This window comes from Legionella norrlandica (genome assembly GCF_000770585.1).
GTDB lineage: Bacteria > Pseudomonadota > Gammaproteobacteria > Legionellales > Legionellaceae > Legionella > Legionella norrlandica.
On record NZ_JNCF01000078.1, the window covers coordinates 1 to 12,479 of the forward strand.

Below are 12,479 nucleotides of genomic sequence, written 5' to 3' on the forward strand. Positions count from 1 at the left end.
AATGCCATTGTTCCAGAGCTAGAAGCCAAACTAGGTGCAGATTACACTTATGCTATGGCTCAAGGTGATTTGACACTAGATGTTGGTTACATGTGGTTTAACTACTTTAATGCTTTACACAACACAGCCGTATTCACTGGCGGATTAGAGACTGATTTTGCTGCTTCTGGCCCATACATCGGCTTGAAGTATGTTGGTAATGTATAATTTAATAAGTAATTAAATTCTTTTAGAGCCCGTCACAAAATGATGGGCTTTTTTTTTTGAAATGGAGTCCATATGTTTAAAAAGACAAGTTTAGCTCTATTGGGATTAGCGGCAAGCAGTTATGTGTCAGCAGGTACTATGGGGCCAGTTTGCACACCGGGAAATGTCACTGTTCCTTGCGAAGCAAGAGCTTGGGATCTGGGTATTCAGGCGCTTTATTTAAAGTCAGTTTATGATGCCGATAGGGCTTACAGGCAAGTTCAAATATTACCTGACAGGTACGAGGATGTGCATGGATGGGACTGGGGTTATCGCTTAGAAGGCTCCTACCATTTTAATACTGGGAATGATGTTACTATAAATTGGACTCACTATAGTGATTACGTAAGTCCAAACGGACTTATCGGAAGTGTTGCAGTATTTCCAATCAACTTTCCTTACTCAGTTACCGGGATATATAAAAATAGATTTGACCAAGTCAATTTAGTAGTGGGGCAACATGCTGATTTTGGTTTGGTTAAGAATATTCGTTTTTACGGTGGATTACAGTACGCTAAAATTGATGTGGATGATACTAATTATTATGCCACCATATTCCCTGTCCTGGGACCGGTTCAATTATTTGATAACACAGACTTTAATGGTTTGGGTCCTGTTTGGGGCATAGATTACTCTTATGACTTAACCAGTGCATTCAGTGTCACTGCAAATGGCGCTGCTTCTATTTTGTATGGTACAGGCCGCTATAATCTAGGATATGCAGCATTTCCTGCTGGGCCAAATGGTGCAATCGTTAATTCTATTTATGCTAGCAAAAAAATGATAGTTCCAAGTTTAGAAGCAAAACTTGGCTTAAACTACGCTTATAATATGCCTCAAGGTGTATTAAATATCGAGGGTGGTTATCAAGTTATGAACTACTTTAATGCTCTACATTCTCAGTTTCTCCAAACCATTACAACTTCTTTAGCAAATAGTGATTATGGTCTTTATGGCCCATACATTGGGGTAAAATATCTTGGTAATGCATAAAGAACTATAACTCCACTCTCCACAGCCCATCGTTTAGATAAAGATGGGCTTCTCTTTTTCAATACCATTAATTCCAGATTAAATTATCAACAAACTACTCGAATAAATAAAGTCTAAACATTTGATTTAAATTTGACAAAGCACCATTGATCATAAACAAATCAAATTACTTAAATTAGATCCTAATAACCTATAGCCAGTTGGCATTTGTCACGATATAATCCCAAGGCTGTCCGTTCAAAGTGTAAAAATAATAAACAGGAGTACCCCGCATGAAGTTTAATAGAATTATTTTGGCTCTAGCTTGTTTATCATCGCCATTATATGCGGATCAAGATCAGCAACTTAAGAGTGAAATTCAACGATTGCAGCATCAAGCAGAAGACTTACAAGCTCAATTAGACAAATTACAACACCAATTAGCATCACATAAAAAATCACTTCAAAGCCATAAGCACAAGGTCGTTGTTGAAAAGCCCCAACCAGAAGCCAACTCAACTTCCCATTCAGAGCATGTCAAACAAGCACAATATCACACTACGCATATTACAGTTCACGCTCCTGATGCGCATCCAGAATCCATTAGTTTTTATCCAACAGCATTAGTTGCGGATAATAGGGTAGTAACCTATATCGCGGGAACACCGGTAGTAAGTTCGCCATATCTTGGTGATAGACCAGCCTTTGATGGTTCCGATTATATCGTCAATATTTCTAGTATTAACCGCGACATACGATTAATGCAGCAACGACGCAGATTATATAGAGCCTACCAAGAAATAGGCTACCCTATTCCTCATATGCCTATAATTGCATTAAGTGGAAAAGCAGAACCTGCTGCAACACTTAACAACCCTTTTAGATCAACAAATACAGACGGAGATATCACCTTAGGATCGAGTGAACTAGATGTTGCTGCTGCATTAAATGAAAATGTGGAGGCGTACATTGCTATTGCTTATGATGAAAGTCCTCCGGCTATTGGACCTCGTGTTAATAATTCAGCATTCAATTTAAATATGGGCTTTGTCAATATAGGCAATTTGGATAAGAGCCCGCTTTATTTCACCGCAGGACAAGTCTATGTGCCTTTTGGGCGTTATTCTAGCTCGATGATTAGCGCTCCTGTAACAATGAATTTGGCAAGAACTAAAACGAGACCTGTTATTTTTGGATACAAATCCCAAGAAGATACAGGACCTTTTGCCGCTGTTTATGGATATAGGAGTGATACTACTTTGGGTAAATCAGGGGTTGGTGGCGTAAACTTAGGTTATATTTTTGGATTCAACAATGATCTCAATGGTGAGATAGGTACTGGGTTTATTAGTTCCATTGATGATGCCGGAGGCATGCAAAGCACTGGATCTGATGTGGGAACAACGTTTGGTGGCTTCGGGTCTATTACCAATGGTAATGAAAATGTTCGTAAAACAAAAGCAGTCGATGTTCATGGCAATATTGGCTATGATCGTTACAATTTTACTGCAGAATGGGTAGGTGCCATACAAAATTTTAGACCTCAAGATTTAAGTTTTAATGGTCAGGGAGCTAGACCACAGGCTATCCAAACCGAAGCGGGCATGACTTTTAAGGCATTTAATAGGCCAGCATCCATAGGACTAGGTTATCAGTGGACAAAAGAAGCATTGGCTCTTAACTTACCCAAGCGACGTTATATGGGTGTATTTAATATTTCAATCTGGAAAGATACAGTGGAGAGTATTGAATATAGACATGATATTGATTATGGCATTACCCAGTTTGCTAACGGTGCTGCTCCTATAGGCTCTATCAATCTACCTACTTTAGGTACAGGGAAATCAGCAGATACAGTATCAGCTCAGATCGGGGTTTATTTCTAAAAGCCTTATCATTCAGAACACCTCAGCTGTAGAAGTTGGTGCTAAGCGATTAGCGAAGCCCAACATTTCTGTAAAAAGGCATACATTTCTGTTTTGAGGCTCAACAAGTGTTGGGCTTCCCATTAATTAGCACCAACTTACATTTTAGGAAATGCCCAAAGAACTCCCATTAATATAAGCTCCTTCCCCCCTTATTTTTATCCTGTGCTATCTTTTATTTTATAACGACCTTTCAAAGGTGTGAGCATGCAGTACTGTATAGAAGAAGAACATTATTTGTCGGGTAAATCAACAGGCTTCTTCTCAAACCCTGTCGCGATAAAGAACTGTTTTGTCAACGCAATGCTCAAGCCCGCATACATTGGGGTGTGCCCTGGCACGTCCTCTCCTGCCGCTCATTTTAAAAAAAAGCAAATGGGAAAAATAAAAATTCTTATAATTTTCATTTTTATTTTTTTCACTCAATTTGATGGCGCTTTTGCAGCAAAAATTGTTGAGTTAAATATTAAAGGAGCAATTGGTCCTGCCACGGTTGACTATCTGGAGAGAGGTCTAAAGAATTCACAAGACGCTGATTTAATAATAGTCCTTATTGACACACCAGGTGGTTTGTATGACTCGACACGAAATATTATTCAATTATTTCTGCTCTCAGATGTTCCAATCCTTACTTATGTGAGCCCTACCGGAGCAAGAGCAGCAAGTGCTGGAACTTATTTAATGTATGCCAGTACATTGGCCGCAATGGCACCGGGCACTCAAATGGGTGCTGCAAGCCCTGTAAGCCTTGGGACTGGATTCAGCGAGGGAGAAAAAGATAACCAAAATAAATCTACAATGGAAAGTAAAGTTATGCATGATGCTGTTGCAACCATCAGATCACTTGCACAATTGAGAGGTCGAGATTTGGATTTTGCTCAAAAAGCGGTTATTGAAGGCAGGTCGATTACTGCCGATGAAGCGCTGAAAAAAGGAGTCATCAATTATATTGCAAAAAACCGAGCTGATTTACTTACCCAGGCAAATGGAGCAAAAGTAAATCAGAATAATAGAATAATAACCATTAGTACCAGGAATCCAAAAGTAGAGGTAATAAGTCCAGATTGGCGAACTCAGTTTTTGTTAGTTATTACTAATCCGACGGTAGCTTATTTGCTGTTATTGCTTGGAGTTTATGGAATTTTCTTTGAACTGGTGAATCCTGGATATGTTATGCCCGGAGTAATTGGGGCAGTCTCAATTCTCTTCGCATTATATGCATTACAGTTATTACCTATAAATTATGCCGGGCTTGGTTTAATTATTTTGGGAATTCTATTTATTATAGCAGAGGCTTTTACACCAAGCTTTGGAGCTTTGGGTGTTGGGGGAACCGTGGCATTTATTTTAGGATCTATCATGTTGATGGACACTGAGCATGTTGCGTTTCAGATAGCTTGGTCTGCTATTTGGGCTATGGCAGTGGTAAATATTCTAATTTTTGTATTGATATTGGGAATGTTGGTTAAGTCTCGTGGGCAAGCAGTAAAACATGGGCTGGAAATATTAGTAGGTGCAAAAGGAAGAGCATTGGGTGAAATCAATTTACATGGTCAGGCCGTGATAAAAGGAGAAATTTGGAGCGTTCATGCAAAGTCTCCAATTGCTGCTAATAAAAATATCAAGGTAATTCAAGTATCTGGCTTATTATTAGAAGTGGAAGAAGATAAAACAGCTGACTAAAAGATTTTTATCCTAAGTTGCTGAGAATTTAAGGAGAATGTGATGGGACCATTTTTTGTCGTATTGCTGGTTTTGATTGGTTTGTTATTTATTTCAATGTTTAAAGTATTTAGGGAATATGAGAGGGGCGTTGTTTTTATGCTTGGGCGATTTTGGCGTGTGAAAGGACCTGGTTTAATAATAATCATTCCAGTTATTCAACAGGTGGTTCGTGTTGATTTGCGGACTATAGTGATGGATGTTCCTAGCCAGGATGTCATATCCAGGGATAATGTGTCCGTGCGTGTTAATGCGGTGGTGTATTTTCGTGTAGTAGTTCCTGAAAATGCTATTATTCAAGTAGAAAATTACTTTGAAGCAACAAGCCAGTTGGCTCAAACTACATTACGCTCCGTATTGGGTCAGCATGATCTGGATGATATGTTAGCTGAACGAGAGCAACTAAACAGCGATATACAAAAGATTCTTGATGCTCAAACAGAAAGTTGGGGAATTAAAGTTTCAAATGTCGAAATCAAGAAAGTAGATTTGGATGAAAGCATGATTAGAGCTATTGCTAAACAAGCTGAAGCAGAAAGAGATAGAAGGGCGAAAGTGATTCATGCTGAAGGAGAGTTGCAAGCGTCAGAAAAATTATTGCAAGCCTCTCAGGTTTTAGCTCAACAACCCCAAGCTATGCAGTTAAGGTATTTACAAACTTTGGCCGCGATAGCAAGTAACAACAATTCTACTATTGTATTTCCCATGCCAATTGAATTAGGAGATATACTAACTTCAATGGCAGGCAAGAAAAAATAATGAAAAGGTATAGGAGAAGTTGCAATATATTTCAGTGCCGGCTGGCGCTTCGCGAATAGTGAAGCCAGAATTCATTTTTACTGCAAAAAGAATGTTTACGTCTGATCTATTGAGATGGCATTAACTTTATTCTTTCTAATTCAGTAAAACAAACTTTCGTTTCGTCGATTTTTGTGATAGAAATCTATTCTTTTTGAGAATAAAGAGGAATATCGTGTCAATTAAATCAGACAGATGGATAGAGAAAATGGCCCTTGAGCATGGGATGATTTCTCCATTTGAAGCAAGACAAGTTCGCGAAAGTCAAAATGGTCGGACTATTTCCTATGGTGTATCCAGTTATGGATATGATGTACGTTGTTCTAATGAGTTCAAGATTTTTACAAATATTAATTCTGCTATTGTTGATCCCAAAGCATTTGATGAAAACAGCTTTGTTGATGTGCAGTCAGATGTTTGCATTATTCCACCAAACTCATTTGCTTTGGCAAGAACAGTGGAATATTTCCGCATACCGCGCAATATATTAACAATATGCTTGGGAAAATCTACTTATGCACGTTGTGGTATTATAGTGAATGTGACTCCTTTGGAACCTGAATGGGAAGGCCATGTTACTCTTGAATTCTCTAACACAACTACTTTGCCAGCCAAGATTTATGCTTATGAAGGTGTCGCACAAATGCTCTTTTTAGAAGCAAGTGAAGTATGCGCGGTTTCCTATCGAGATCGAAATGGGAAATATCAAGGGCAAACTGGAGTTACTTTGCCGCGTGCATAAATAATCTACTGAAGTTTTTAAAAGATCGTGGTGGTCATTTTTAAGAATCGAAGCATGGATTAGACAAGCATCATGCCATTTGTTGGGTCAAGGCCAAACTGACCCCAACTGCCTAGGGATAATCAAACTTGAAAAAGCTTTCACTGAAAATGCTTTTCAGGCTGAATTGTTCCCTTTTATTCGTCACGTGGAAGTGGATGTTGGGCTCGTGATGCGTTCACGCGCTCACGTAATTCTTTTCCCGGCTTAAAATGTGGGCTATATTTCGCTTCCGTTATTACTTTTTCTCCAGTTTTAGGATTATGGGCATTTCGCGGTGGTCGATAATGAAGAGAAAAACTGCCAAAACCCCGAATTTCTATCCTTTGGCCATTAATTAGGGCTTCACTCATTAATTCTAAGAGCCGATTAATGCTATCCGCTACTTGTTTTTCAGTTAGATTAGTCATTCGAGCAGCGATGTGTTCAATGAGTTCCGATTTAATCATATACCCACCTCGTTTTGTCGCGTGTTCTAATGTCTGCTACCAAGACACATCAGGCGCTGACAATTTCCTATTTGATTTTATAAGTATAGTTCGGGTAAAAATTTATTCAATGTTTTCAATCTGGTTAGTAAAAATTAGTTTTTTCTCACATGAATGAATGCAAAAACAACACCCCAGCTCATCTGAACTCTGGTGCGGGAAATTAATTTAAAATGACCCGGGAGCAAAGCTTTGCTGGTAGTGATTACTGTCTTGAGATGGGGTAATTCATCAAGTCGGGCACTAAGTTTTTCCCAGGTGGGACCAAATAATGTGGTGGAATTAATAAATAGTAAAGTGGCTTCCGATAAATCAACGGTTAAGAAATCACCTAAAATAAATGAAATTTTTCTGCTTTGCTCAATATATCCTTCTATGGTTGCCAGCTTCTTTAGCTGTTCACAAGCCTTTTGATGGAGTTCGGGAAATAACTCAATCCCTACGCTTTTACGAACGGGATACACCATACCACAAGCAATAACAGCTTTACCAGTTCCTGATCCTAGGTCATAAAAAACTGTGTTACTATCTATGTGGGTTAGTGATAATAAAGCAATGAACGGCAGAAATTCGATTTCTCCATACACGTAATCTATTGCGTCTTTGTTTTCCCTTGCACGTTGAGAGAGGAGAAAACCATTAGTATCGAAGTATAATTGCTCAAAAACCTGAGCATGATGGGTTAAATTTAACGATTTTTGCCATTGTTTGATGTGTATTTTTTTTCTTGCTTTTTGAACATTAAGCAAAAATATAATGACAAGCAATAATAGACATAAAAATCCTGTTTTTGAGAATGCAAGATCAAGAACAGCATTAGCCATGCTGTAATCCATCTTGATTTAAAATTTTTTCTTTTTCTTTTTGGCTCAATTTAGGCCAAGCTTGAAGAAGAACTTTGCCCGCTTGGCGTTCGCTCATGGCTTGATGATGCATCTCCCAGGGTAACTCGTCATTAAGGTAAATGACTATAATGAACGCTGTTATTATAGTTATAAACATAGCAAAGAAACCTAATCTGAATTGAAACGTATTGAGGAGCTTACTGCTTTTTTTTATCGCTTCATTTGCAACTTGCTCTACATGATCACAGCTTTCACTCGCTATGCGGTGAAAATGATGGGCATCGTATTTAGATAGCTGTGAAGCGATGTTTTGTGTTGCTTGAACAGCATGCCTTTCAATTTTATCAATACTTTTTTCTGTTAATGCTTTTATTTTTTCCTGTTGCTGCTGGCAGATTATAGAGAATTGCTTGCAAGTTTTTTCCAAGGAATGTAAATGAGTTTCACCTTGCGCCAAAGCTTTTTCGGCGGTTATTTTGAAGTTTATTACCCCTGTCTGAGAAATAACATTTTGAATTGCTGTTAATTCATTTTGTAAAGATTGAGTCATTAATTGAAATCGGGCTGCTTGTTGCTCGATTTCATCACGCCATTCCATCATTTTAGTTTCAGCAAGCTCAAAATAGGCAATAAACTCACCAGTATGCCGCAGCAGTTCTTTAATACGAACCAAATCTTCTTCCTGATAGCGTTCCATGCGTGCTCCTTGCTAAATCCAGAGATCAAGATACTTCAATGGATAAAGTGAAGAACCTTGGTATGTCTTATTTTGGATACAGGATTATGGGATTATTTATTATTTTATATCTATAAAAATATTTTGGGAACGCAATTTTCGTCCTTGAAAAATCCTTAATATTTTTTATCCATTATTTATTTCATAAATGTTCTGGATTACGTTTTCGCAATAGCTCAGATTGTCATGTATTAACAATATAATATTGCTTTCCCATTATCTAGATCAAAAATTCTCTAAAAATTGGCATTATTTATGCCTCAATATTAAATCCTTTCTTATTAAATGATATCCGAATATAATTTAAATTATCACATTTGCTAAAATAAGTGCAAGTAATAGAAAATAAATCAAAGATTGTATTAAAATCATACTGTTATTATTGAAAACGCTTTAGCAGTAAAAGCTTCAACGCAATGTAAAAACTTTGTTAATATTTCCTTAATCTGGATTGATTAGAATGAAGATATACGCTGGGGAAGGAGAACATGATGCTTAAAGCTGGGTTCTTTAAAACAAAAACAGAAGATCATAAATCAGAAATTCAACATAGTTTTATCGGTATAGGCGGAGAGCAATTCCACGCCCTCGCAGTTGCTTTGGTTGATTACTTAAACAGTTCTCCGCGGATAAAAGATGTTACTTTGAAAAAAATATTAGAACGTTTTTATTTTCATTATCCTAAATACATTTCCAACCAACCTTATATAACTCCCTCTGAACGTATGACCATGCTCATTAAGGGAGAGCGTAAATCTGAAATAGTTGAATGCTTTGCTTATGTATTGCGTCAACTAACTGTTGATGAAATTTATGCTAATCCTTTAAATTATCGAGAAGCATTTAATGGTTTAGACCGCGATACACCGAAATCATTTTTGCGCCAACCATCAATTGTTCTTCCAGTGAGCGCTTTAAGGGCTCTTGCTCAAGCAACAGGAATAAATATTACTGTATCGTTTGTTGAACATGGTAAGGAACTGAGGAAGCGTGAGATATATTCTGATGATGTTGTTACCACCTTAAAACCAGGAATAACTATTCAAATTCAACACGATAACTATTTTCCAGCAGTTAGAACTAAAAATAAAACAGATTTTGCCTATGTAGGTCAATTGGCTGTAAGTCCACCGAAACCAGTTGAAAGTACTAGCCCCAATGCGAATGGCACTATTGCTGATATGGTTGATTTAATAGCAACAGATAACAAAAAATTACTGCAAACTTACAAACAATGGGTTCAGAATTTATCTACAATGCTTCAATTGGGTGAAATAACGAGAGAAAAGTTGATTTCCCTTTATACTAAATTTTTACCTTCAACAAATGGATCTATCGTTGATCTGACGAAATTTTTTTCTGATTTAGCCGGGGTTTGTGATAAGCCGATTTCTGGCGAAGCAGGGATATTGCTAATGAGTTATTAGTTTCTTCTCTAGCCGGATGGATTAGTACTAAGCTAGTCGATGCAGATCAATTATTTGACCATTTGGAAAAACGCCCTTCTTCAATGTCAATGCCGGTTGCATAGAATCGTTGACATATGGAGTTTTGAGCTTCGCTAAACGAAGCTCAACAGCTTTATTATTGTTAATTATAGGTAGTTTTTTTCCCTCATCCATTCATTATTTGCAAATTTTGACATGTAATTACGAATAGAGTCAGGTAAAATGACTAGGCATTTTTGTCCCTTACTTAATAATTTAGCAGCTTGCAATGCAGCCCACATTGCGGCTCCACTGGATCCTCCTATTAATAATCCTTCCTCGCGAATTAACTGCCGTGCAGTTTGGAAAGAATTGGCATCATTGGTTTTTATATAGGAATCAATCAAATTGTTATCCAGTACCTCGGGAAAGAAATCATAACCTATGCCTTCTACTTGATAAGGCTTGATTTCTGTGCCACCTCCAAGGATTGAACCCTCAGGATCCACTCCTATTATTTTGATAGCAGGATTAAACTCCTTAAGACGTCTTGCTATCCCCGTAATGGTTCCTCCTGTTCCAACACCGGCGACTACCATGTGCAAATCTTTGCCGAAATCATCAATAATTTCTTGGGCCGTCCCAAAATAGTGGGCATTAGGATTATTGGGGTTAGCATATTGATCAAGGATATGGGAATTTGGAATTTCAGCTTGCAATTTTTTAGCGAGGGAAATATGGCTGTCAGGATCATTATAAGCAGCTTCTGTAGGGGTTCTATAAATGACAGCTCCTAAGCGTTCAAGGACAGATTGTTTTTCTTGGCTCATTTTTTCAGGCATAGTAATGATTACTTTATAACCCAAAACCGCTCCTGCCAAAGCCAAACCTATACCTGTATTTCCTGAGGTAGGTTCAATTAACGTATCGCCAGGTTTAATACGTCCTTCTTTTTCGGCTTTGACTATCATTTCATAGCCAATACGATCTTTTACAGACCCCCCTGGATTGAAGAATTCGCATTTGGCATAAAGCTCACAATCTAGATTCTTTCCCAGCTTATTGATTCTTACAACGGGTGTATGGCCTATGGTACCTAAAATATTAGGATAAATCATGGTAGTCCTTTGTCATGTTGAATTGACTTGATTATAAGCGCATAAGATTAAATATCCAAATGCAATTCGCCCTGATCTGATTTTATGGTCATTTGTGTATTTTTACATTATATTTATTAGGCAGATTTAGATTTTGTTTAATTAACAGATGCAGGAAGCTTACTATGATAAATTTCAAATCAATAAAATGGAGATATGGTGTCATTGCTATTTTTGTTTTAAGTATATCCGGATGTTATCTCGATGGTACAAGCCCACAAGAAAGAGGATATTCTCAAGAAAATGTCTCATCTTCTGGGGTACAAAAGGCAAAAGTTACCACTGAATCTCAAGCTCAACAAAAGAGCAACGTTTCACAGGATTCTGTTCAAAAATCAACTCCTGGACCACGGCATACTGCTGCTCCTCAACTTCCAGTAATTCAGTAAAATAATCTTTCTTTTTGTTGTCCCTCATAAGCATTTTGTTATGAGGGATAAATTCATGAGGCCCTTATCGAGAAACCTTGATTTTCAAGTATCGTAATTAAGCATATATAATATATGAGCAACAGGGTACAGAAAATCAAGACTTTTCCACCAAAATAACGGGCTGTCGACAGGATCTCGTTATTTTGCTGAAATCATTTCTTCGGGTTTCACATACTCTGCAAATTGTTCAGCAGTTAATATTCCTAATTTTACTGCTGCTTCCTGCAACGAAATATTCTCGTGATGAGCAGTTTTAGCAATTTTAGCAGCCTTGTCGTAACCGATATGCTGATTAAGAGCGGTAACTAGCATTAGAGAATGATTTAAATAATAATCAATAACAGGACGATTAGGCTCTATTCCTTCGGCGCAAAATTCTTGGAAAGAATGGCAAGTGTCTGCTAGTAAATTCAATGAGTGCAATACATTAAAAATGATGACTGGTTTGAAGACGTTTAATTCAAAATTACCCTGGCTGTCAGCGATACCAACAGCGGTATCATTACCTAAAACTTGCGCACAAACCATGGTCATCGCTTCACATTGTGTGGGGTTTACTTTCCCTGGCATAATGGATGATCCAGGTTCATTTTCAGGGATAAGTAATTCACCAATTCCACAGCGAGGTCCTGAGGCTAACCATCTTATGTCGTTGGCAATTTTCATGAGAGCGCAAGCCAATGTTTTCATTGCGCCATGTGCATGAACCAGAGGCTCATGAGAAGCTAACGCAGCAAATTTATTAGGCGCCGTAATAAAAGGTAATCCTGTTATTTTAGAGATGTGCTCTGCTACTATAACTGCAAATTGAGGATGAGTGTTCAGACCAGTTCCTACCGCAGTTCCTCCCGCAGCGAGTTCATAGAGTTCGGGCAATACTTCTTCTAGTCGGTGAATACAGGCATCCAATTGAGCAACATAACCTGAGAACTCTTGACCTAGAGTCAAAGG

At 37.8% G+C, this 12,479-nt stretch carries 13 protein-coding genes; 8 read left to right on the forward strand and 5 right to left on the reverse strand.

What is annotated here, in order from left to right; translation table 11 throughout:
• From OK13_RS12410 to dcd, 6 genes are all read left to right on the forward strand, one after another.
• The coding region (locus OK13_RS12410; RefSeq protein ID WP_035891257.1) for an Lpg1974 family pore-forming outer membrane protein at positions 1-207 on the forward strand (207 nt) is incomplete at its 5' end.
• 72 nt (positions 208-279) lie between these two features.
• Positions 280-1,239: an Lpg1974 family pore-forming outer membrane protein gene (locus tag OK13_RS12415; protein WP_035891261.1), complete on the forward strand. Its 960-nt coding sequence runs from the start codon at positions 280-282 to the stop codon at positions 1,237-1,239.
• A 272-nt stretch (positions 1,240-1,511) separates the two neighbouring features.
• Positions 1,512-3,104 (forward strand): LbtU family siderophore porin, encoded by a 1,593-nt coding sequence (locus OK13_RS12420; protein WP_035891264.1) that lies wholly within the window; start codon positions 1,512-1,514, stop codon positions 3,102-3,104.
• A gap of 414 nt (positions 3,105-3,518) precedes the next feature.
• Positions 3,519-4,826 carry an NfeD family protein gene (locus tag OK13_RS12425; RefSeq protein ID WP_052117681.1) on the forward strand — a complete coding sequence of 436 codons (1,308 nt, stop codon included), beginning with the start codon at positions 3,519-3,521 and terminating at the stop codon, positions 4,824-4,826.
• Positions 4,827-4,868: 42 nt separating this feature from the next.
• On the forward strand, positions 4,869-5,624 hold the full coding sequence (locus tag OK13_RS12430; protein WP_035891267.1) for a slipin family protein: 756 nt from the start codon (positions 4,869-4,871) through the stop codon (positions 5,622-5,624).
• A 214-nt stretch (positions 5,625-5,838) separates the two neighbouring features.
• Positions 5,839-6,405 carry a dCTP deaminase gene (gene dcd / locus OK13_RS12435; protein WP_035891269.1) on the forward strand — a complete coding sequence of 189 codons (567 nt, stop codon included), beginning with the start codon at positions 5,839-5,841 and terminating at the stop codon, positions 6,403-6,405.
• A gap of 176 nt (positions 6,406-6,581) precedes the next feature.
• Here the strand turns inward: dcd and OK13_RS12440 are convergent, their stop codons facing one another.
• The 3 genes from OK13_RS12440 to OK13_RS12450 all read right to left on the reverse strand — a co-directional run bounded on the left by OK13_RS12440 (position 6,582) and on the right by OK13_RS12450 (position 8,474).
• Positions 6,582-6,893, reverse strand: coding sequence for an integration host factor subunit beta (locus tag OK13_RS12440; protein WP_035891272.1), 312 nt, complete (start codon positions 6,891-6,893; stop codon positions 6,582-6,584).
• Between the two features lie 134 nt (positions 6,894-7,027).
• On the reverse strand, positions 7,028-7,756 hold the full coding sequence (locus OK13_RS12445; protein ID WP_035891274.1) for a class I SAM-dependent methyltransferase: 729 nt from the start codon (positions 7,754-7,756) through the stop codon (positions 7,028-7,030).
• The gene (locus tag OK13_RS12450) at positions 7,749-8,474 is read right to left on the reverse strand and encodes a hypothetical protein (RefSeq protein WP_035891275.1); all 726 of its coding nucleotides are present in this window, start codon (positions 8,472-8,474) and stop codon (positions 7,749-7,751) included. Before OK13_RS12450 ends, OK13_RS12445 begins: the two co-directional genes overlap by 8 nt.
• A 527-nt stretch (positions 8,475-9,001) precedes the next feature.
• Between OK13_RS12450 and OK13_RS12455 the strand changes: the two genes are divergently transcribed.
• Positions 9,002-9,940: a hypothetical protein gene (locus tag OK13_RS12455; protein WP_241480564.1), complete on the forward strand. Its 939-nt coding sequence runs from the start codon at positions 9,002-9,004 to the stop codon at positions 9,938-9,940.
• Positions 9,941-10,107: 167 nt separating this feature from the next.
• On the opposite strand, the gene OK13_RS12460 is transcribed toward OK13_RS12455, so the two are convergent.
• The gene (locus tag OK13_RS12460) at positions 10,108-11,058 is read right to left on the reverse strand and encodes a pyridoxal-phosphate dependent enzyme (RefSeq protein WP_035891277.1); all 951 of its coding nucleotides are present in this window, start codon (positions 11,056-11,058) and stop codon (positions 10,108-10,110) included.
• 164 nt (positions 11,059-11,222) lie between these two features.
• Here OK13_RS12460 and OK13_RS12465 point away from each other — a divergent pair, with 164 nt between their 5' ends.
• Positions 11,223-11,486, forward strand: coding sequence for a hypothetical protein (locus OK13_RS12465; protein ID WP_035891280.1), 264 nt, complete (start codon positions 11,223-11,225; stop codon positions 11,484-11,486).
• Between the two features lie 180 nt (positions 11,487-11,666).
• Here the strand turns inward: OK13_RS12465 and OK13_RS12470 are convergent.
• On the reverse strand, positions 11,667-12,479 hold an 813-nt coding region (locus tag OK13_RS12470), incomplete at its 5' end, for a class II fumarate hydratase (RefSeq protein WP_035891283.1).